The organism is Porphyrobacter sp. THAI-01a (assembly GCF_056868655.1).
This window is the reverse complement of sequence record NZ_CP180579.1, coordinates 2,276,533-2,296,495: the sequence shown is the minus strand read 5'-3', so window position 1 is coordinate 2,296,495 and position 19,963 is coordinate 2,276,533. Positions and strand designations below refer to the sequence as shown.

The window sequence follows — 19,963 nt, the reverse complement described above, 5'->3', positions numbered from 1 at the left end:
GGCGTTTCCAGTATGCTTGGACAGAGCGCCACGAAAGCCTGGACAATCCGTTAGATAATTCAAAACAGCTTGGATCATCCAGCCGCTCGTCTCGGTGGAGGATCGAGCGAACCCTTCACGGGTTCCTTGAGTTAGGTTTGGGGTCACCATTGTCACGCAGGATGGCAATGGCCACAGGCTTTTGAGAATGAGCCATCTGAACGGCCAACGCGGCGGGCGAAACCTCGCAGTTCATCGAGATCATTGGCCACCACCTTCTGATAACCTCGATCGGTGTAAGCACCATCATCGCGAGCCTTCGCAATCGTTGAACAGGTCGCGCGGTGGAGGATCAGATATTCAGGCCGTGGATATCGTTCAACATTGACCACAAACCCCTCGGGATTTTCGGTGAGCCACCTGAGGTAGCCTGCGTCATCATTCTCAAAATGCTGCATCGGTAGGTCATCTTTCCGGTGGGATTGTGGCGCTATGCGCCAAGCCTGTGAGGATCATTTGCGAAAGGAGGCTTGCCATACCTCGCTCGAAACTCAGCCAATAGTTGCGCCTCATATAGGAGTGGATCCATGCTAGGCGTTGGCTTCCATCCAACGAGCAACCGAGCGGATTCCTCAAGTTGCCAGATCAGCCGCCCACCCCAATGTCCGATTTTCTGCCCTGCGCCAAACTTAGCGAACTCCCGAAGTCGGCGGCGAATGTTGTTCGCCTTCCCGATGTAGATGACCTCAGCATCCGGCACCCAATTGGCCTTTAGGTCGTCAAGCCCGACCGTGGGGTCTCGATCCTTGAACCAACCGCCGCAACTGCGATCGAGAAATTTGGGGGCAGAGTTGTCCGAACGGACGACCACATAAACCCCGCCTACATCCGGACATGGATCAGCATTCCGCAATTGGTCAAAATTCACCCAGCCACTGAAGCCATCTTGGGTGAGTTGCGGTCGAGTGAACTTGGTCGCCATTTGTTAATTCGGCATGATAGGATGCAAGGAGTCAACCACTTATAGGAGTCGCTATGCGGCGAGACGGAGCGGTCACAGCACTGGAAGACCTTGCGCGCCTAAGTCGCGCATCTAGCTCTAGCTCGCAATCGTAGCTGGGGTGGGTCGCGACTATGAGCAGAGTTTCGCAGCCTATCGGTGAGCGCGGGAGCCTCAAGTGGACTCAGCGGGCCGTGAATGAAACATGGCCAGCGCTGAATGAGCCTATTCTTAATGCGATTGGCAAAGACCAGACGATTGATTGGCGCTCACCGCTCCACACCGATGATTACGCGGAGTATCGCGACGGCTCCTTCCTGGAGCGGCTCGGCCTCGGTTATCTGCAGCCCCAACTTGCCGCCTTCTGGCCATCCAGAGGCCCGCAATGGGATGCCCTTGGCGTCACATCCGGCGGAACCGTACTTCTCGTTGAAGCCAAGGCGCACATTGCGGAAATGTGTTCGCCAGCGTCAAGTGCGAGTGAAGCCTCGCTGAACCTCATCAAGCTTCGGCTCCATGAAACTGCTGAGGCATTGGGGGCCAGGCGCGAGCGCGCCGACTGGCATATCGTCTTCTATCAGCTCGCCAACCGCCTGGCACACCTCCACTGGCTACATGATCAAGGTGTTGATGCGCGGTTGGTGCTAGTCAACTTTCTCAACGACAAAGAAATGGCGGGACCAATTTCAGCTGCCGAGTGGATGGCCGCTTACCGCGTCGCGCTTCATGCGCTTGGACTAAGTCCGCGCCATCGCTTGGCACCTTATACGATTGAGGTATTTCCGGACGTAGGAGATCAGACGTCGACATCACCGCAGGAGACTGACGATTTTCCTGTTCAGTATGACGCGCCCGTTCCTGCGCTGCCCAGCGCTCCGATAGGCAGGACTGGGTGATGCTGCGACGACGACTTAAGGTCTATTTCGACGGCGGCTGCCGACCCAATCCGGGCGCCATCGAGGTGGCCGTCGTCGCGCGCGGAATTACCTATTTCTTCGACGACCTAGGCTGCGGCACGAGCAGCGATGCCGAATGGATGGCCCTGCGTCAGGCGCTGCAGGTCGCGCAATCTTTAGGCGAGCCTGACTTTGATCTTATCGGCGACTCTCTGGAGGTCATCCGGCAGACCATCGGCATATCCGTTCCCGGCTCAAATGCTGCCGCAAAGCATCTCGCCTTATACGAGGAAGGTGCGGCAAAAGGGCGGCCTAGGCGCGTAAAGTGGACGCCTCGCGGTCAAAATCTTGCCGGTATTGCCCTTGCTCGACGCAATGCCTCACGATGAAATCTTGATCGGGTTGCACCTATAGAAGGACATGCCTGATCGACCTCACCCAGCAGTTAGACCAGCTTCTGCGCCAATCTAAGAGCAACTGTAGGCTGATTGGCGACAGGTCATGATCGGTCCAAGCCACGGAGCGCACGGATCCTCGCCAGGCTGGTTTCGAGCAATTGCTCTACAGCTGCCAGATCGTGAGCAATCTGTAGCCCGGTGTGCCCGGTTGCCCTCAGGATCGCCGCCATCACGTTATCAGACTGGGTAGCAAGCTCGAGCAGATGCAGGCTGCTAGGGCTTGTTTGTCCGTTCAGCCAAGATCGAGCGGTGTGGTCACTGACATGCGTCCAACGCATCACTGTCTTGGTTGCTTGGCGCGTTCCTCCGAGCTCTGCCTTTAGGGCTGCGCCAATCATATGGGCCAGGATCGCATCGGACAGGTCCGTGGGCGTTCCGCGAAGTTTGCTTCCGCTAATAGGAACCATTTTTCCCTGCTTTCTCGTGTAGCGCAGAGGACTGAAGCGCTCTTGCAAGCTGCGCTCGAGGTATTGCATGGTCATTCGATGGACGGACGACAATGATGACGAGCCCAAGCCGCCCTCAATGATCCGGGCGGCGCAGTACGTCCGCATGTCGACCGAGCATCAGCAGTACTCAACCGACAACCAAGCCGCGACGATCGCCATCTATGCGCAGAAGCGTGGGCTTGAGATCGTCAAGACCTATGCGGACGAGGGAAAGAGCGGGCTGAACATCAAGGGACGGCCAGCTCTTCAGGCCCTTCTTGACGACGTCGAAAGCGGTCGCGCCGACTTCAAGGTTCTGCTTGTTTACGATGTCAGCCGCTGGGGCCGTTTCCAGGATCCCGATGAGGCCGCCAGCTATGAGCTGCGCTGCCGGACCAAGGGGGTACGGGTTCTCTATTGCGGTGAGGAATGGGAGAACGACGGGAGCATCGGGTCATCGATCATCAAGACCGTCAAACGGGCGATGGCTGGAGAATATAGCCGCGAGCTCTCCGTCAAGGTGTTCGCGGGCCAGGCCAATCTCATCCGGCTTGGCTATCGCCAGGGCGGGCCTGCCGGCTTTGGGCTTCGCCGCCAGTTGGTCGACCAGCGCGGTGAGACAAAAGGCTTGCTGGGCCGCGGCGAGCACAAGAGCATCGCCACCGACCGCGTGATCCTCGTGAGGGGACCAGACGAGGAAATCACCATCGTCCGCGAAATCTATCGGCGCTTTGTCGACGATGGCGAGAGCGAAACCGAGATTGCCCTTGACCTCAATGCCCGAGGTGTTCGCACAGATCTTGGCCGGGAATGGACGCGCGGAACCGTCCACCAACTGCTGATCAACGAGAAGTACATCGGCAACAATGTCTGGGCGCGCACCTCCTGCAAGCTCAAGGGCGAGCATGTCGAGAATGCGCCCGAGGACTGGGTGCGTGCGAACGGCGTCTTCGATGCCATCATCCCCGCGCCGATGTTTGAGGCAGCACAGGCCATCATCGTCAAACGATCGGAAAAGCTTTCCGACGAGCAGATGCTGGCAGCGTTGTCGCGTATCTTTGCGCAGCGTGGCTTCTTGTCCGGCCTGATCATCGATGAAGCGGAAGATTGTCCGTCGAGCAGTGCATTCCGCTCGCGCTTCGGCAGTCTGCTTCGGGCCTACACGCTAGTGGGCTTCGCTCCAGACCACGACTATCGCTATCTTGAGATCAACCGCCAGCTGCGGGCTATGCACCCAAGAATCCTGGCAGGCATCATCGCCGGCATTGAAGAGGCAGGGGGGACCGTCGTCCGTGATCCAGAGACTGAACTGCTGCGGATCAATGGCGAGTTCTCCGTCTCGATCACGATTGCGCGATGCTTCCAAACGGCGGCCGGTGGCAACCGCTGGAAGCTCCGGCTCGACGAGAAACTGCGGCCCGACATCACACTGGCCGTCAGAATGGACACGGACAACGAGACCGCGAAGGACTACTATCTCCTCCCTGCGCTCGACATGCGCGAGGCAGCCCTCCGCCTAGCAGACTTCAACGGTCTCTCGCTCGATGCGTATCGGTTCGACACTCTCGAATTCTTCTACCGGCTGACCGCCCGTGCTTCGTTGAGGGCAGCAGCATGACCGGTGCAAAACCTGCTCAGCGAATTGAAATGATCCCGATCGACCGGGTCAACATCGTCAATCCGAGAGTTCGGAACAAGAAGTCCTTCCGCGACATCGTCGACAACATCGCCAAGATCGGCCTCAAGAAGCCAATCACGGTCACCCGGCGGATCGAGGCGGAAGGGCCGTTCTATGATCTCGTCTGCGGCCAGGGGCGGCTCGAGGCGTTCAAGGCGCTCGGTCAATCCGAAGTCCCGGCTCTGGTTGTCTCTGCTGACCCTGAAGACTGTCTCATCGCGAGCCTCGTCGAAAACTGCGCGCGCCGCCAGCATCGGGCGATCGATCTTCTGCAGGACATTAGGGGGATGCAGGAAAGAGGCCACTCCAATCCTGACATTGCACGCAAAACGGGGCTGTCCCTCGAATATGTGAACGGGGTCGCTCGCCTGATCGAGAAAGGCGAGCAGCGGCTGCTGCGCTCAGTCGAGAGTGGGATTGTCCCGGTGAGTGTCGCGGTCGAGATCGCGGAGGCAGCCGACCACGATGTGCAGGCAGCTCTCTCCAGAGCTTACGAAACCGGCCAACTCAAGGGCCGCAAACTCCTCGCGGCGCGGAAGCTGATCGAAACCCGTCGCCGGCGGGGGAAGGGGTTGGGAACCAAGGAGACCCGCTCTCGCGAGCGGGTCTCCGCCGATACTTTGGTCAAGGCTTATCAAGAGGAGACCGAGCGTAAGCGCGCGTTGATCTCGCGTGCTGAGGCGACGCAAAATAGGCTGATGCTCATTGCCGAAGCGATGCGGCGTCTATCGGCCGACGAGAGCTTTTTGGCGCTGCTCGAGGACGAAGGCCTCACGACGATGCCCGTGCGCCTAGCGGAGCGCCTGCATCCATCTTCAGGGCTCTCAGCATGAGCAGCAAGAAGCGCATCTCACTCCCCGACGGCTTCGAGCATACGACCCTGCGCATCCCGATCAGCGAGATCATGCCGTTGAGGGAGGTTCCGTCATCGGTTCGCAAATCGGTGAAGTACAAGCAAATCGCAGCCTCAATCGCCGAGGTCGGCATCATTGAGCCTCCTGTCGTGTTTCGAGATCGCGATGACCCAGCACGTTATCACTTGCTTGAAGGCCACCTGCGGCTAGCGATCCTGCTCGAACAGGGCGAGACCGAGGTGGTGTGCCTTGTCGCACTTGAGGATGAGGCTTTCACATACAACCGGCGCGTCAGCCGGATAGCGATCATCCAGGAGCACCGGATGATCCTCAACGCAGTCAAGAAGGGTGTCTCGGAAGAGCGGCTCGCCCGGGCGCTGAACGTCAACATCGGCAATATCCGCGCCAAACGAAACCTGCTCACGGGTATCTGCCCGGAAGCCGTCGACCTGCTCCGCGACAAGCATGTGCCGCTAAATGCCTTCACCGAGCTGCGCCGAATGAAGCCGATGCGACAGATTGCCGCTGCCGAGATGATGGTCGCGATGAACCGCTATTCGACCGGCTATGTCAAATCGATCGTCGCGGCGACGGCCGAAGAAGACCTCGTTGAGAAGAAGCACAAGGCCGTCCGCGGCCTGACCGAAGCGCAGATCGAGCTGATGAGCCGGGAAAGTGCCCAGCTCGACCGTGATTTCAAGCTGATCGAGCAGAGCTACGGAGCCGACCACCTCGATCTGGTTCTGGCCATAGGTTACCTTGGCAACCTGCTACGGAGCGCACCCATTGTGCGGTACCTGGCCCAGCACCATCCGCAGCTGCTCGCCGAATTCCAGAGGATTACTGAGCTGCAGCAGGCGGCATGATGGGGACCCGGACCCGATAAGCGCGGGGACCGCGGGAGACGCCGCACTGTGGGGCGGATCGAGCGCGGCGGTGGGAATGGCGGCGATCCCGCACGAAGCCTGCCAGAAGCCCGATAGGGTTTCGTGAAGAAGTGTGCCGGACGGCCGCAGTCCGGCACACTCCCCCAAATTACAATTCTCGAGGTCGTCCTAGAGGATCTGATGGAGTTGGTAGGCTCGCGTGATCACCCGATCGACAAGGATATTTGCGCTCGATCCGAGCGGGTCGGCCTCAATGGCATCATCGACGAGCACAAAGCCACCACCATCGGCGTTGCGCACGCTTGCTCCGGGCCAGATTTCTTCGGGCTCAATCGACGCTTCCTCTACCTTCTTCAAGCGGCCCTGTTGCCGCCTGTAGGTGAAGCTCGAGGTTAAGCTATATTGTGCCGGGCTCTGATCGCGCTTGATGAGCAAGCTCCATCTCCCCGTGGTCGCCCGGACTTCAATCGCCGGCTTTGGCGAAAGGCGCGTGGTCGCCGGCACAGCATGGGCGGCAAGTTCCTCGTCTAGCGCGGCTTTGATCGTTTGCCATTCCGCAGGCGCGATCAAGGCAACGCACGTCAGCCCTGTAAGGTCCATCACTTCCTCCCTATCAACAAACCGTTGGCCAGCTCCTTTCCAGTCGTTGATCGGCAGCACTCCCTTCCTACGCAGGATCTTCAGAGCTGACGTTGGAGAGCAGCCCAAAATCGGCGCGTAAGCAGAAGCCTTGACGTACCGGGATTCGAACTGATCCATCGATGCCGGGCAAATGCGGTCCTTTCCCCGCAGGTCCTTTGTAGTCGTGATAAGCGATGCTTTGATCAGCCCCCTGATCCCTTCATGTTTTGTTCCTAGCCGGGCTGCAGCTTCTGCATACGTTATTGCGTTGCGCACCTGAGCGTTGGGGCGGACACAACCGCGTCGCATTGCCTCTGGCGCCGAGGCTACCATCAAGCCATCGAAGAGTGCTGCTCCTTGATCGTGTCCAACGACCAACAAACTCTCTTCTCGCATGATGCGCGAAGCTGCTTCAGCTAACGAAATGCCAGCACTGTCGCAGAAGAGCGAAATGCGTTCGCCATCGAGCGAGGGGCCGTCGGAAGAAGCTGAGATCATTTTGTCGATGAAGGCATCCAGGTCCGATTTCGTGTAGTGGTCCTTTCCGCCCAGGCGGAAATCGGGGCGCAAAAGCCTACGAGCATCCAAGCTTTTCAGATCTCCAGGCGTGCATCCCAACAGTTTTGCCGCCTCTTCCGGACCAAAGGCATCAGCAATGTAGTTCTGCACTGATGCGAGCTGGTCCTGGCTGATCCGCTGGCGGCGAGGGCGTTCACAGTGTTTCGCGTCGGTTGTGAGCTTGTCGAGGAGAGAGCGCATAGTGTGTGGCGTCACACCCACACACCGAGCAGCAGTCTTGAGATTGAGGCGATTATCTTCTCCGTCGTACTGCGACAGCCGGCCTGATGGAGTGGCTAAGCCGTTGCGAATGCGCGCACGGGCGAACGTGTCAGTGATCAGTTGGCGAAGAGGTGGATCGTTGATTGAGAGGAGCATCTGGGGGACGCCGTCGCAGCGAGCGTTATAACGAACCTTGTCATAGCCCTGTTGCAGCCAGTCCGCTCCGCGCAGAAATTCAAGGATGGCCTCGGAACCTCCGAGAAGCGGTTCGAAACCTAGTTGGCAAAGACTACGCAAGTTCTCATGCGTTGCGACGTGGTTCTCATTGCCGCGATACAGCTTCCCAACGCAGGTTGACGCCGCCAAGATCGTGTTGAGCGCTATCCCATCCAGATGGCCGGGCAGAGCTACGCGGCCTCCGCTTACCGTCTCAACGATGAAATGATCCAGCTTACTGGCGATCTGTGCCGTGGCATGCTCGGCCCGGACCTTCATTCCGCTACGTGTACACCCGATCTCAGGGTGGCGCCAATCAAGCGGGTCTCCAGGCAAGCTATCGATCAAGGCTACATCATGGTGAGGGCAGCTTGCCAATGGGACGATATCGAACCAGGTGCGAACGTAACGCTGTTCTTCCAAACACATCGGGCAGACGCGGCGGCCGCTCTTCAAGATGAAACGATATGGCAACTTATGCCCGCGGATCTCGTAGCCATCTCCGCACCTCTTAGGTGTGCAATCTTCAAGCTGGGCAAAATCCTCGATTGGCAATTGCTGGACGATCTTGAGCAACTCATCATAGTCCCAATCGCGACCACTGAGGCCCAAAGAATCAACGAAGGAGTCAGTGCTCAAGGCATAATTCCGCTCGGCAGCTCTGTGGATCCAGCCCTGAATGGGCTCAAGCGGATAGGTCTCCGCTGGCCAGATGGGCATGGGCAGCGCTCCGATCGAGCTCGCCGAGACGTTGCTGGGCATTTGAGGGCTCACCTTTGCGACACGCGAAAAGGGTTGAAGATTTCGCCCGGCCGCTTCCTGGCATCATAAGCGTCTGCGAAGTGACGAAGCTCCAGCTGGATGGAGCCGTCCTCAATTGCCCGATTGCTGGCATCGATCAGGTAGTTCTTCAGGTGCCCGATGTGCCCCTCCGAAGCCTGGAAGAGGCGGTAAGCAAAGTCTGGGGCGCTGAAGCCGGACTTCTCGAAGGGCATTTCTTCGTCGAACTTGTGACACAGGACACGAAAGTTCGTCTGATCAAGCGGATCGTTCCAGTCGTACGGTGACAGGTGCGTGTGCTCCAAACCACCACGACCAAACAACTGCGGGTCCTCGGCAATGATGAAGTAGGTTTCGGGCAAGCCGATGCAAGCGATGTTGAACTGGTTCAGGTTGAGCATCTTGCGAAGGAGTCCCCGTGCGAAGGCGAGAATTTTTTTGTTCTTCTCGGGGAAGAGTTCCTGCGCCTCGTCGAAAATCACGAACTCGACTTCCGCACGCCGCAACTCACGAAGGATCACGTTGATCAGATTGGCGTTGGTCATCCGAGCGGACACCGTAAGGCCAAGCGCATCTGCGATGCTGTCCAAGATGCCACGGGTCCCACCCTCGATGGGACAATCGACCAGCAGGACGGGGCGCTTGATGCCGTCTTGACCGACTCGCGGCAAGTGTGCGGCCACAATGTCGTTCGCCGCGAAGCTTTTGCCAGTGCGACTTGGGCCAATCAGCGCGCAAATGCTTCCACGGTTATGAATGCCACCTTCCACTGGCATGTAGAACCGGTTGAGAGCCTTGGTGGCTTGTTGATGGTTCGGGTGATCGACGAAGATATTCCTGATGAGTTTCTGGCGTTCACCTGGGGTCGCGACGGAGATGTCAGTCATCGGTGCGAACTCCCGAGGCCATCTCGGACGCGAGGCGACCGATTTCGTCGTCGTCCTCTTCTTCGGACATGATGGGCCAATGGGCATTCGCTTGGTCAGGCTGCGCGACATGCTTTGCATCTGCTGCGCCCTGATCTGTTCCGATCAATGAGGGCACCGACATGATGGGAGAAAGAGGCATGGGTTCGTGCCCCTTGACGGTCTTCTCTCCTGCAACAACCTCCGGCTGCAGAAGCTGCAAGCGGGGCCCGTAGAGAAAGCGAAGAAGGTTGCGCTCAAGCTTCTTGCGGGCCCCCGACTTGAGCGCGCCCCGACCAGCTTCGATGATCGCGGCCTTCGCCTTCATCAGCGCATCCGGGTCGCTCCTCTGCTCTTCGCGGATGAGCTCATGCTGGCGACAGAGCCTATGCTGATGGACGGTGAGGCCTTGCGTGTAGCTGGCCCACTTTTCGACGGCAGGAAGCGTGATGATCTCATTAGAATGGCGACTGTGGAGATAGATCTTCGACAAATCATACGGATCACGATGGACTTGATACTTCGCAGACTGTCCGCCACTCGACCTTGAACGATGATCGGGATGCGTCAGGATGCGGTCGAGCTCATGTGACCAATAGACGATGTAGTCCCAGTCGACCCCATACCTTTGGATGGTGCGCTCTGCGCGTTCTCCCGCAAGAGCCACGAAGAGCTTCTCGTCCGGGAGGCTAGGTACGTCGAAATCATCAAGCTTGTCACGCCAAGCATCAATCGGCCTACGAGCCACGCCAGGCACTTGTCCTAAGGCGCGGTTCGGCCTGACATTATGGACCGTGACAATCCACTTGGTCACCATGTCACGAAACTCCGACATGGTCAGAACAGGAGGCTCAGGCTCCTCGAACTCGCGGTGCTCGACCGCATTGGAATGCGTGGTGCCAGGCAGACGGTGGGCAAACCTTGCCGCCTCGCCCATGAAGCGCTCGACAAGTCCCTTGAGCCACGGCGCGCGGGGCGGAAGGCGACAAATCTGAAAGCCGAGCTGGGCGGCCGCTGTCCGAAGGTGGGTGTTGGCGAACTCGAGGCCATTGTCGATGAAAAGGCTCTCGATCCTGCCCATGCAAGGCCAGTCCTCGTCCTTGAGGCCATCGATGTGGCTAATCTCCTTCCGATAGGTGGCGTGCTTGATCCCGTCCATCACCGCAGCATAGGTCGGCACATCGAACGTCACAGAGAAGCCGAGCACCATGCGGGTGGCGCGATCAAGGAGGGCGACCAGATAAGGACGGCCCAACAGCGCCCCTGACTCTGCCACGAGGATGACGTCCATCGGCGTGAAGTCGATCTCGACCTCTTGGTATGGGCGCTCAGGCAAGCGACGCGTCTGGAAGGTCGTGAACTTTCGACGGGCAGAATACTTCCCGACCCGGCCGGCTTGGACAACGAAAGGCGAAAGCTTCTGAGAGATTTCGCGCCGCAGCGTCGAGATGCTCGGTGCGGCTAGCGTTCCATCCTTGCGGAGGAAGCGCTGAGGAGCAACCTGACAATACTTCTTGCCCTCAGCTGTCTGATTGAAGTCGTGGATGAACGTCTGCGCCTCGACGTGCGCATCTTCGATGGAGCCACCTTGCAGATAGCGGTCAACAGAGCGATCCAGCGCTTCCCGCATAACGGGAGGCAGCCTCGAACCTCGCTTACCCTTCAGGTCGTGCCGGACGGCATAGGCGGCAAAGCCAATCTCATCGAAGTACGCATCATGAAGGCGCTTCCAGTTGATGACCGATCCGGGGGAGGGCGGCTGTCGATCGCCAAGCTGTTCTGCCTTCTCTGCGATGCGCGCTTTGATCCAGGGCTTGCTGGTCCGGAAGCCATCGGGGTGATCGCTCACGTACCGGACGTACTCATGCTTGCGCGAAGCGTCGCACTGCGCTGCCTCCATCAATACCTGCGGAGCGAGCGGGGAGAGAGGTTGATGCCGAGTGGGCCTCGAACGAAACTTCAGCTGTCCTGAGCCATGGAGGCGCAGCAACTCATCATCGGACTTGATGATCGTCTCGTTAGTATCGAGCTTAAGCAGGAGCCATCTGTCGCCGTGACGGGATTGCGCGAGGCACTCCTCGCCCTTGAGCCAAACAACATCCCTGGCTGCAATCCGCAGCCTTGGGTAGAGGGAGGCTGGCTCATTCGGTTCTTTGAAGACAAGCGCAGAGTTCATTAACCGACGCTCCGGAACCTGACCAGGGTGTCACGGCTATACTTCGTCCGCTCGTCGAGAATGAACTCGCCGGTCAGAGCGAGGCGCATAATGGCGCCATAGGCATCCGCGGGGGTGTGTGCGGCAGTCTGCACCAGATCATCACAGAGCCGTCCGATCGTAGCCTCGCCAAGCACGCTAAGCGAGCGGCGTGCGTCCAACTCGGCCGTCTTGTCTCGCGGCTCGAAACGATGCCGATACAATGAGCGGGCGTTGGAGAGCCGAGGCTCCGCCTTGAGCTCATGCTCGGTCCAGACGAGCAGCTCCGCACCAAACTCTTCACGATAGGCTGCGCGAATGAACGGCTCGCGCTTCGTCCATTTCTTGTCATTGGCGAAGCGGCTGGCCTTCGCATCGATGATCAGCAGCCGACCATCCTTCGTAAGAGCGACGAAGTCGGGCGTGTATTCGTGCTTGTCCTGTCCGCCTTCCGCATTGGGCATCCAATACTGAAGCTTGTGCGGCTGACAGGCGTAGCACTTGATACGCTGATCGACCGAAAGGAGAAGGTGGGCAAGCGCCTCGAGGCTGCTTTCAAAGGGTGCGTACTTGCTCAGACACTTCTGATTCTTCGGGAAAATCCCATCCCGTGCGATCCAGACCTTACCCGGCTTCCAGGAGCGAAGCGGGTTTGCATCAACATAGAGGCCCAGCTCCTGCATTCCGATCCGGCCAATGGGAGTTGCGTCAGGTTGCCAATTATAGGTGTACGCCATTTATATCTCCGATGCGTTAACATATCACTGATATGTTCGATATGATGCTGGCTGTGGCGCTGTCAACAGATTGCTCGAAATCAGACGGAGATAATGGCATTTCGTCCCAAGTTGAGACACAAATTGGGTTGTCGTTGAGCACTCTGGCCGAAAGGCCGATGACGCCTGGATAGATAAAGATTGCATTGATATTTTTTCGAAAGGGTCTAGTTCGGCTGACATGCGAAAGGATCTGCTATGTCGGCTTGGCAGCTAGAGTTTGCCCAACTCACAGCACTGGAGTTCTCAGAGATTGCCGATGTGCCGGTCGAAAACATCCGGCTTTGGCGGAGCCGGGGGCATATAGAAGTCAGCGGCGGCCGCGGATCGTCATATCCAGCCGATGTCGTCGCCCAGACAATGGTCAGATATGATCTGTCGCGCTTCGGAGGCATGCCACCGAGCCAAAGTGCTGAGCTGGGACGAGACTGCGCGACTGAGATTTTGAGGAGCGTACTTCTGAACTATGCAGGAGCATGCGAGGTCAGGGGGCCGGAGGCGGCTGTAAGGGAGTTTCACGCTCACTATAGCGACGGAAGTCGACTAGCTGATATGATCTTCGGCTCTGCCCATAGGGGCAGCTTTCTGATCAGCGTAGACGGCGCTGAACCCCAGTTCGCGGCCGGCGATCTTGCTGAGCTAATCGACTCCGAAGACTTCCGTAGCGCGCGCATCTTTAACCTCGCCGCGTATGCGAAGAAGCTCTCGTCGCTGAAGGCAAAGAGTGTTCTGGTTTTTCGCTTCCCCGTTCTGAAGGGGGAAAAGGAAACCCGATTGACGATGGAGGTTACCTCCAACACGATCCCATCCAAGTAGGCTGGCAAACGCTGTTGTTAGGATGGGGGGACCCCGAAGTGGGGCGGGGTCCCAAGAGAAGCTACATTGATCAATCAGGTCGGACTATGCCGCGCGCAGCTCCTTCGAGTGAACCGTGAACAGCGGGCCGACGCAAACGCGCTTGATCTGCTGCCCAAGATCGTCGGCATCGATAAGGAGGCGAGGCGCAAGACCCTGCGTCGCCCAGCTTGCGTTCTCGTCCGTCAAAATCTCGACATTCGTCGCGGAGAAGAACTTTGCCTTGTAGGCGATGGTGGCGACACAGCAGTTCGGCAGCAAACGAGCAATGTACGGGCGAATTTTCTCTCGTCCGCCATACAGGTTGGGAATGTAGTCGTGCCACTCTTGGGACGGTTCCGGGCAAGTCCAATTGTTCAAGTCCTCCGCCAATCGGAGCAGCGTCTCATTGCGAAGATGCGGAAGCCATGGCCGCATAGCGTAAGCCTCGAAACCGGCTCGTTGTCCTTTTCGCTGGATGAGCATGTTGATGGCAGTGCCGAGGTCAACCGAAGGCGCCTGTCCAGTCAGGAGGTTCTGCCCGCAGACGAAGGCGAGCCTTTCGACATCGAGGGAGCTGCAATCACAAAGGTGTTCGAGTTCAGACAAGCTCAACGCACGCTGCTGAGCCACAATACCTAGCTGCATATAGTATATCCTTGAAAGTTGACAATTTGGAGGGGGGGTGGGGCGAGATATGCCAACACATGCAACGTTACGCGGCCACCCTATAGCGCGAGGGCGCAGTATGTGTCATGAGTGCTGGTGAATTTTCCCTATAAAGTAAATTTGTCGGCATGTCAACTAAAATATTTAGAATGGCCAATTGATGCGAATAGGAAGATTTGTCCTATTTTTAGTTTTGAATAAAGAAAATTCATCTATAAATAAACTGATATTGTAATTATTCTTATAATGTTGATTTAGACTAATTATCTATCGAATGGCTGCATATGATGCCACCTTATGCGTTCGCTAAGGATTTTAATTCATTCCGGTTCATTAAAGGAACCTAGATTCTTAATTTGCTGAAAGCGTATTATGACTTTCTAAAGCGTTACAACCCCGGTGGTAGGACTTCCTCAAAGGTTGGCGGATCTCGAGACTTGCAGGATGCTCGCCTTCTTGTTCAGGGCGTGCGGGCAGAGTTGCTTCCTGTCTTCCCCTTACGGCCGGCCATTGACGATCCAATCGCGCAGCTCAGCGAGCGTAAAGGGTACGAGCCGATCCTTCCGGTGCGCCCGGCGATGACAGGTCGGGCACAGCACAATGAGATGCTCAGCAAGCGTTTGGCGCTGCCCCGTCGCTAAAGGGTTCGGGTGATGAGCGTCGAACATGCCGAAATCGGGGTGTGCTAAGCCGCATGCCTCGCAGGTTGGTGTTCCATGACGATCGGCTGAGAGTTGTTTAGCTGCACGCGCGAGCTCGGGGCGGCGCTCGATTGCGAGCTGGGTTTTCCAGACTCGCCTGCCTTCGTCCGATCCCACGCCCCCAGCAATAACCGGCCGCCTCCCATTGGACGCAAATGTCGGTACGCCACTGTCGAAGAAGTTGGCTGGCAGGGTGAGGCTGGCGAGGTCGATCGGCCAATCCGCCATCGCCTCCCAAAGTGCTTCGATGCGATCATCGTGGCGAACGATGCCATCGACCGCCCCTTCGAGCACGAGCCGGTCCGGCATGCCTAGATCTTCGATCAGCCGAGGATTGCCACGCACCTGCCATACGTCGTGAAGTGCGATGGCCACCGGCCAGCGGGCCAAGCGCTGAACTTCGATGGGGTCATCAAGCAGAGTAGCAGTGTCGCCATAGACGGTGCCCGCCCGTACTAAGTTGACCACGCAGCCCTTTAGGCCGTCGCGAACCTGAGCCCCGCCACCTACTGCGATGATATATGGCTGTGTGACCGCGCGCCGTGCCGCGCCTGCGGGCATCATATAGTAGCGCCTCGGGCTGTTATGATCGCCCCTGCCCGCAAAGCAAAGGACGTGTGAGCTCACTCGCCCGAACACTGCCTTGCATCCCATGATGAGCTCAGGCGAGGGAACGATATCGCGCACTACGGTCATGAGCAAAGGCTCTTGGGCACCGTCATTGTCATGCCAATTTCAGTACTCGCTGCGATAGTCAGAACTCATGTCCATTTGTTCGGCCAGACTGTCTAGCACGGAAATCGTCGTTTGCAGCAGCAGCCTCATTCGGTTTGCGTCATTCCAATAAGTGCTGCCGTGCTTGCCACCGTGAAACAGGTTGTTGCGCACGGCGTTTGCGAGCCGAACGACGCGCTCGAGATCGCTTGCCCCGGGATTGAAGCCGACTTCTCGAAAATCCAGGCCTGTCTCGGTTACGATCTGTCGCTTCGGGTTCGCTGCGATCAGCGCCTTGCCCGCTGCATCGATCTGATAGCCGTCCTTGTGCGCGTTGATGAAGCGGGTCCAGTCTGCCTCCGCCTTTGCGCCTGGCTCGAGCTTCTTCAGCATCCGCGCCTCTTTCAGCGCATATTCGAAGCGCGAGAACCAGAAGAAGAAGTCGTAGACGAGCGGACGAAGCTCGTCAGGGATTTCATCGTGTCTCATTAAAATGGCACATCTTCGTCGAGGTCATCCCAAGCCCGCGGCCCAGCGGGGAGCGCGCCTTTGGGCAACGGCAGATTGCTCACTACAAACAGGTTGAGAATATCGTCCCTGTCCATGAACATTACCTGTGACCGCTTACTTGCATCGAGCTTGTTGCCAATCCAGTTGCGCGCCTGCTTGGTGATTTCGCCTCCAGCAACGATGAACGCGTGATCAACCAGCACCCGGCGGCTTAGCTCAGGATCGAAGATCTCGTGGCCGAGCATCATCGTCACTTGATTGTGGATCTCTGCTACGTTGGAGGTGCTTACACCCGAAGAGTCCAGCTTTCCCTTCTTTGCCTGAATGCCGAAATAGAGGACGTGAAGGGTCGGCAGCGTGTATTTCATCCACACATCCTTCCCATATTCCAGTGCCTTGTCCTTGTGCCCTGCGGCTGTGATTCGGTGGAAGCCGAGCTGGCGGAAGAGCGGCAGTAGCACTTCCTCAATCAGCTCATCCTCGGAGCACTTGCCAAGATAGGCGAAGAGCTGATCGCGGCGCTCGACCTCGGATGGCGTGAATGGGCGATGGGGATTGGCCATCTGCGCGATGGTATTGGTTGCAACATGCCGAAGCTGTGCGAGGCCGTCCTCATCATAAAATGCGGCCCAGCCTTCACGAAGTAGAACGATATTGAGTGCCGAAAGCGCTTTCGAGCGATCGATGTCATCGCCCTCGGCTTCGCCCTTGTCGAGAAGGCGGCGGATAATCCGCAGAAAAGCGTCGGGCATAAATGTCTGGGTGGAGCCGGGCATGGCCAGCACTTTTTCGAGCCGCTCTGCTACCCAGACCGGGCGCGTTTCGCCATTATGAACGAAATCAAGATCACAGTCCTCGAAGAATTCGGTGATGTATTTGCTTGAGCGATACTGAAAATGCTCAACGTCGCCCACGATCATTCGGCTCAGATCGCGCAGGTTGCGAGGCTTCCATTTCATCGCCAGAACATACGCTTACGTCACCGACTCATCAAGGTGAGTAGCTGCGTGAAGATACCCTTCAACCTTTGATTTGAGGACGTCGCGACTGGGCAGCTCGACTCGATGCCCGGACAAGGCGCAGATTGGCGCAGAAAAGCTCGCGATACGAAGGGCTTCGTGTGGTTCATGAATTTCGGGGGCTAGTCTGATTTACAGGCCATGCTACCCAGTCTGGATGCGGATTACCGATTACCACGCCCGACTTTTCTCATACCAGGTGACCCGGCAGGCGCCATCCGGTGCTGAGGACAACCTGTCGATGTCGTTGTTCGACGCATCGGTTGATCTCAACCCGCACCAAATCGAAGCCGCGACTTTTGCGCTGCAATCCCCTTTGTCTCAGGGCGTCATTCTTGCCGATGAGGTAGGCTTAGGCAAAACCATCGAGGCGGGAATTGTTCTCTGCCAGAAGTGGGCGGAGCGTAAGCGCCGCCTGATCATCATCTGCCCCGCCGCCATTCGCCAGCAGTGGGCGAACGAACTTCAGGAAAAATTCAATCTGCCAGCGTTCGTTCTGGACGCCAAAACCTACCGCGAGCTGCGCCGAGAAGGTCATGCTTGGCCCCTTGAGCAAAAGGCTGTGCTGATCACGTCCTATCATTACGCGGCGAGGCTGCAAGACGAGGTACGTGCGATCGAATGGGACCTCGTGGTGATCGACGAGGCCCACAAATTGCGGAACGCCTACAGGCAGAGCAATCGGCTTGGGCAGGCGATCCGATGGGCAACCGAGGGTCGCAAGAAGCTTCTGCTGACCGCCACCCCGCTTCAGAACAGCCTGCTTGAACTTTATGGCCTGTCGACGTTGATCGATGAGGATCTCTTTGGCGACCAATATGCCTTTCGCGCGAAGTACATGAACGCGGGCGGCAGCATCGCGGAACTGCGTGGCCGCCTGACCGAATTCTGCAAGCGAACCTTGCGCCGACAGGTCATGGAGTACGTTCGGTACACGGCAAGGCATGCCCTGACCCAGCCATTCTATCCTACCGATGCAGAGCAGGAGCTCTACGACCTGGTCACGAAGTTCCTCGAGGAAGAGGGGACGTATTCGGTGCCGGATCGGCAAAGGCATCTCACGGTGCTGGTGATGCGAAAATTGCTCGCGTCATCGTCGGTTGCAATCGCTGGAACCCTATCGACTATGAAGTCTCGGCTCGAGGAACTCCGCAAAAGCGAAGCCAATTCCGGCAGTGATTTGCTCGAGGCCCTTCTCGAAGATGAGGAATTCGAGCCTGAGTTGCTTGAGGAGTGGGAGACGGAGAGCGATCCGGAAGGCCAAGAGCTGATCATTCAACCGATCAAACTGCGCAAAGAAACCGAAGAGATTGCCGCGCTGGTTAATAGGGCGAAGGCGATCCAGACCGACAGCAAGACTTTTGCGCTCCAAAAGGCGCTGGATATCGGGTTTGCCAAGCAGGCCGAAATGGGCGCCAAGCGCAAAGCGCTGATCTTCACTGAGTCCCGTCGGACCCAGGATTATCTTGGACGGTTCCTCGAAGATAACGGCCACCGAGGGAAGGTCGTCAGCTTCAGCGGCACCAACGCTGGCGAGGATAATCAAGCGATCTACGAGCGCTGGATCGCCGAAAATGCCGACAGCGGCCGTTCCACCGGGTCTCGCGCGATCGACATGCGTAGTGCCCTGATCGACCATTTCCGTGACCATGCCGACATCATGATCGCGACCGAGGCGGCGGCCGAGGGCGTCAACCTCCAATTCTGCTCGATAGTCATCAATTATGACCTGCCATGGAATCCGCAGCGGATCGAGCAGCGGATCGGACGGTGCCACCGCTACGGCCAGACCCACGACGTCATCGTCATAAACTTCCTCAACGAGCGCAACGCGGTCGATATGCGCGTACATGAATTGCTCCGCGACAAGTTCAAGCTGTTCGACGGCGTTTTCGGCGCGTCGGATGAGGTGCTCGGCGCCATTGAGTCAGGTGTCGATTTCGAGCGCCGGATCCTGGAAATCTATGAGAGGTGCCGGACTGAGGGCGAGATCAAGTCGGCCTTTGATGCCTTGCAGGCCGAGCTTGAGGAGCAAATCGCCTCCCGAATGGACGAGACCCGCGCCACGCTGCTGGAGCATTTTGACGAAGATGTTCATGTCCGGCTGAAGCTGCGTCTGGATGAGACCAAGGCTCAGCTCGACCGGATCAGCAGCAAGTTCTGGGACGTCACCCGGCACATGCTGGACTCGGCAGCACAGTTTAATCCTGCCAGCTTGACCTTCGACCTCCACCAGCCACCAGCACCCGAAATCTCCCGCGGCCGATACCACCTTATTTCCAAGCTGCGCGAAGACGGGCTGGAGGTGAACGCCCACGGAAGCTTCCTGTACCGGCTGTCCCATCCTTTGGGTGAGCATGTGCTCAATGAGGCGAAGGCCCTGCCCACGCCCACGGCCGAACTGCACTTCGATGTGAGTGGCCATCCAGTTCGCAACGCCGTCATGGAGGAAATGCGCGGGAGCAGCGGATGGCTGACCCTGCGCCGGCTTACCATTTCTGCATTCGAGGATGAGGAGCATCTCTTGCTCTCTGGCATGGATGATGACGGGCGCTCGCTCGATGCCGAAGTCTGCGAGAAGATGTTTTCGATTGGCGCGACCGTGGTGCGTCCGATCTCCGTCCCCGATGGCATAGCTGCGCGGCTTCAGGCCGGTGCCGAGCGTCTCGAAAAGGCAACGCTCAATCAGGCTGCCGAAGCCAGCGGCAAGCATTTTGCTCAGGCGCGAGAGAAGCTGGAGCAGTGGGCTGAGGACAAGATCTTCGCGGCAGAACGGGCGCTGAAGGACACCAAGGAGCAGATCAAGGCGATGCGTCGGCAGGCCCGCAATGCCGCGACCGTCGAGGAGGAGCACGAGGCTCAGAAGAAGTTGCAGGAGCTGGAACGGAAGCAGCGCAAGCAGCGGCAGGAAATCTTTGACGTTGAAGACGAAATCGCTGATCGCCGCGACAGCATGATCGATGCCCTGCAAAAGCGCATGCGGCAGCGGACAACCAGCGAAACATTGTTCACCATTCGCTGGTCGGTTGTGTAGGGATGCTCCTCAAGGGAGCATGATTCACAC

Annotated in this window: 18 protein-coding genes; 7 read left to right on the top strand and 11 right to left on the bottom strand. The window is 57.9% G+C overall.

Annotation, left to right across the window (positions count from 1 at the left end; all coding sequences use genetic code 11):
• Positions 1-152 precede the first annotated feature (152 nt).
• Both ACMX37_RS11195 and ACMX37_RS11190 read right to left on the bottom strand, forming a co-directional pair.
• Positions 153-437 carry a hypothetical protein gene (locus tag ACMX37_RS11195; RefSeq protein WP_483145999.1) on the bottom strand — a complete coding sequence of 95 codons (285 nt, stop codon included), beginning with the start codon at positions 435-437 and terminating at the stop codon, positions 153-155.
• 32 nt (positions 438-469) lie between these two features.
• The gene (locus tag ACMX37_RS11190; protein WP_483145998.1) at positions 470-961 is read right to left on the bottom strand and encodes a GIY-YIG nuclease family protein; all 492 of its coding nucleotides are present in this window, start codon (positions 959-961) and stop codon (positions 470-472) included.
• Positions 962-1,173: 212 nt separating this feature from the next.
• On the opposite strand from ACMX37_RS11190, the gene ACMX37_RS11185 reads away from it, so the two are divergent.
• Together ACMX37_RS11185 and ACMX37_RS11180 are read left to right on the top strand one after the other, a co-directional pair.
• Positions 1,174-1,875 (top strand): hypothetical protein, encoded by a 702-nt coding sequence (locus ACMX37_RS11185; protein ID WP_483145997.1) that lies wholly within the window; start codon positions 1,174-1,176, stop codon positions 1,873-1,875.
• Positions 1,875-2,264, top strand: coding sequence for a reverse transcriptase-like protein (locus tag ACMX37_RS11180; RefSeq protein ID WP_483145996.1), 390 nt, complete (start codon positions 1,875-1,877; stop codon positions 2,262-2,264). The genes ACMX37_RS11185 and ACMX37_RS11180 overlap by 1 nt, the downstream gene beginning before the upstream one ends.
• A gap of 110 nt (positions 2,265-2,374) precedes the next feature.
• Here the strand turns inward: ACMX37_RS11180 and ACMX37_RS11175 are convergent, their stop codons facing one another.
• Positions 2,375-2,815 (bottom strand): hypothetical protein, encoded by a 441-nt coding sequence (locus ACMX37_RS11175; protein WP_483145995.1) that lies wholly within the window; start codon positions 2,813-2,815, stop codon positions 2,375-2,377.
• Here ACMX37_RS11175 and ACMX37_RS11170 point away from each other — a divergent pair.
• From ACMX37_RS11170 to ACMX37_RS11160, 3 genes are read left to right on the top strand one after another with little or no spacing between them, the layout of a single operon-like run.
• Positions 2,808-4,379, top strand: coding sequence for a recombinase family protein (locus ACMX37_RS11170; protein WP_483145994.1), 1,572 nt, complete (start codon positions 2,808-2,810; stop codon positions 4,377-4,379). The genes ACMX37_RS11175 and ACMX37_RS11170 overlap by 8 nt on opposite strands.
• Positions 4,376-5,272 (top strand): plasmid partitioning protein RepB C-terminal domain-containing protein, encoded by an 897-nt coding sequence (locus ACMX37_RS11165; protein ID WP_483145993.1) that lies wholly within the window; start codon positions 4,376-4,378, stop codon positions 5,270-5,272. The genes ACMX37_RS11170 and ACMX37_RS11165 overlap by 4 nt, the downstream gene beginning before the upstream one ends.
• Complete coding sequence (locus ACMX37_RS11160; protein WP_483145992.1) at positions 5,269-6,159, top strand: plasmid partitioning protein RepB C-terminal domain-containing protein; 891 nt, start codon at positions 5,269-5,271, stop codon at positions 6,157-6,159. The genes ACMX37_RS11165 and ACMX37_RS11160 overlap by 4 nt, the downstream gene beginning before the upstream one ends.
• A 189-nt stretch (positions 6,160-6,348) precedes the next feature.
• Here the strand turns inward: ACMX37_RS11160 and ACMX37_RS11155 are convergent, their stop codons facing one another.
• The 4 genes from ACMX37_RS11155 to ACMX37_RS11140 are packed head-to-tail and all read right to left on the bottom strand — an operon-like array spanning position 6,349 to position 12,413.
• Entirely contained in the window at positions 6,349-8,559 is a 2,211-nt protein-coding gene (locus ACMX37_RS11155; protein WP_483145991.1) for a TniQ family protein, read from the bottom strand.
• Positions 8,560-8,567: 8 nt separating this feature from the next.
• Positions 8,568-9,464, bottom strand: coding sequence for a TniB family NTP-binding protein (locus ACMX37_RS11150; RefSeq protein WP_483145990.1), 897 nt, complete (start codon positions 9,462-9,464; stop codon positions 8,568-8,570).
• Positions 9,457-11,658 (bottom strand): Mu transposase C-terminal domain-containing protein, encoded by a 2,202-nt coding sequence (locus tag ACMX37_RS11145; RefSeq protein WP_483145989.1) that lies wholly within the window; start codon positions 11,656-11,658, stop codon positions 9,457-9,459. Before ACMX37_RS11145 ends, ACMX37_RS11150 begins: the two co-directional genes overlap by 8 nt.
• The gene (locus tag ACMX37_RS11140) at positions 11,658-12,413 is read right to left on the bottom strand and encodes a hypothetical protein (RefSeq protein ID WP_483145988.1); all 756 of its coding nucleotides are present in this window, start codon (positions 12,411-12,413) and stop codon (positions 11,658-11,660) included. The genes ACMX37_RS11145 and ACMX37_RS11140 overlap by 1 nt, the downstream gene beginning before the upstream one ends.
• Positions 12,414-12,650: 237 nt before the next feature.
• Here ACMX37_RS11140 and ACMX37_RS11135 point away from each other — a divergent pair, with 237 nt between their 5' ends.
• Positions 12,651-13,268: a hypothetical protein gene (locus tag ACMX37_RS11135; protein WP_483145987.1), complete on the top strand. Its 618-nt coding sequence runs from the start codon at positions 12,651-12,653 to the stop codon at positions 13,266-13,268.
• A gap of 84 nt (positions 13,269-13,352) precedes the next feature.
• Here ACMX37_RS11135 and ACMX37_RS11130 read toward each other — a convergent pair whose 3' ends face one another.
• The 4 genes from ACMX37_RS11130 to ACMX37_RS11115 form a co-directional block, all read right to left on the bottom strand.
• The gene (locus ACMX37_RS11130; protein WP_483145986.1) at positions 13,353-13,934 is read right to left on the bottom strand and encodes a hypothetical protein; all 582 of its coding nucleotides are present in this window, start codon (positions 13,932-13,934) and stop codon (positions 13,353-13,355) included.
• A gap of 518 nt (positions 13,935-14,452) precedes the next feature.
• Positions 14,453-15,220 (bottom strand): HNH endonuclease, encoded by a 768-nt coding sequence (locus tag ACMX37_RS11125; protein WP_483145985.1) that lies wholly within the window; start codon positions 15,218-15,220, stop codon positions 14,453-14,455.
• A gap of 171 nt (positions 15,221-15,391) precedes the next feature.
• Positions 15,392-15,859 carry a hypothetical protein gene (locus ACMX37_RS11120; RefSeq protein ID WP_483145984.1) on the bottom strand — a complete coding sequence of 156 codons (468 nt, stop codon included), beginning with the start codon at positions 15,857-15,859 and terminating at the stop codon, positions 15,392-15,394.
• On the bottom strand, positions 15,859-16,839 hold the full coding sequence (locus tag ACMX37_RS11115; protein ID WP_483145983.1) for a hypothetical protein: 981 nt from the start codon (positions 16,837-16,839) through the stop codon (positions 15,859-15,861). Before ACMX37_RS11115 ends, ACMX37_RS11120 begins: the two co-directional genes overlap by 1 nt.
• A 217-nt stretch (positions 16,840-17,056) precedes the next feature.
• On the opposite strand from ACMX37_RS11115, the gene ACMX37_RS11110 reads away from it, so the two are divergent.
• Positions 17,057-19,933: an SNF2-related protein gene (locus ACMX37_RS11110; RefSeq protein WP_483145982.1), complete on the top strand. Its 2,877-nt coding sequence runs from the start codon at positions 17,057-17,059 to the stop codon at positions 19,931-19,933.
• The last annotated feature ends 30 nt before the right edge of the window (positions 19,934-19,963 follow it).

Bases quoted from the DNA above. Each gene is read 5' to 3' on its own strand.
- ACMX37_RS11115 (WP_483145983.1), bottom strand. From the start codon at position 16,839: ATGAAATGGAAGCCTCGCAACCTGCGCGATCTGAGCCGAATGATCGTG.
- ACMX37_RS11160 (WP_483145992.1), top strand. From the start codon at position 5,269: ATGAGCAGCAAGAAGCGCATCTCACTCCCCGACGGCTTCGAGCATACG.
- ACMX37_RS11180 (WP_483145996.1), top strand. From the start codon at position 1,875: ATGCTGCGACGACGACTTAAGGTCTATTTCGACGGCGGCTGCCGACCC.
- ACMX37_RS11135 (WP_483145987.1), top strand. From the start codon at position 12,651: ATGTCGGCTTGGCAGCTAGAGTTTGCCCAACTCACAGCACTGGAGTTC.
- ACMX37_RS11170 (WP_483145994.1), top strand. From the start codon at position 2,808: ATGGTCATTCGATGGACGGACGACAATGATGACGAGCCCAAGCCGCCC.
- ACMX37_RS11190 (WP_483145998.1), bottom strand. From the start codon at position 961: ATGGCGACCAAGTTCACTCGACCGCAACTCACCCAAGATGGCTTCAGT.
- ACMX37_RS11165 (WP_483145993.1), top strand. From the start codon at position 4,376: ATGACCGGTGCAAAACCTGCTCAGCGAATTGAAATGATCCCGATCGAC.
- ACMX37_RS11120 (WP_483145984.1), bottom strand. From the start codon at position 15,859: ATGAGACACGATGAAATCCCTGACGAGCTTCGTCCGCTCGTCTACGAC.
- ACMX37_RS11145 (WP_483145989.1), bottom strand. From the start codon at position 11,658: ATGAACTCTGCGCTTGTCTTCAAAGAACCGAATGAGCCAGCCTCCCTC.
- ACMX37_RS11150 (WP_483145990.1), bottom strand. From the start codon at position 9,464: ATGACTGACATCTCCGTCGCGACCCCAGGTGAACGCCAGAAACTCATC.
- ACMX37_RS11130 (WP_483145986.1), bottom strand. From the start codon at position 13,934: ATGCAGCTAGGTATTGTGGCTCAGCAGCGTGCGTTGAGCTTGTCTGAA.
- ACMX37_RS11175 (WP_483145995.1), bottom strand. From the start codon at position 2,815: ATGACCATGCAATACCTCGAGCGCAGCTTGCAAGAGCGCTTCAGTCCT.
- ACMX37_RS11110 (WP_483145982.1), top strand. From the start codon at position 17,057: ATGCGGATTACCGATTACCACGCCCGACTTTTCTCATACCAGGTGACC.
- ACMX37_RS11140 (WP_483145988.1), bottom strand. From the start codon at position 12,413: ATGGCGTACACCTATAATTGGCAACCTGACGCAACTCCCATTGGCCGG.
- ACMX37_RS11195 (WP_483145999.1), bottom strand. From the start codon at position 437: ATGCAGCATTTTGAGAATGATGACGCAGGCTACCTCAGGTGGCTCACC.
- ACMX37_RS11125 (WP_483145985.1), bottom strand. From the start codon at position 15,220: ATGATGCCCGCAGGCGCGGCACGGCGCGCGGTCACACAGCCATATATC.
- ACMX37_RS11155 (WP_483145991.1), bottom strand. From the start codon at position 8,559: ATGCCCAGCAACGTCTCGGCGAGCTCGATCGGAGCGCTGCCCATGCCC.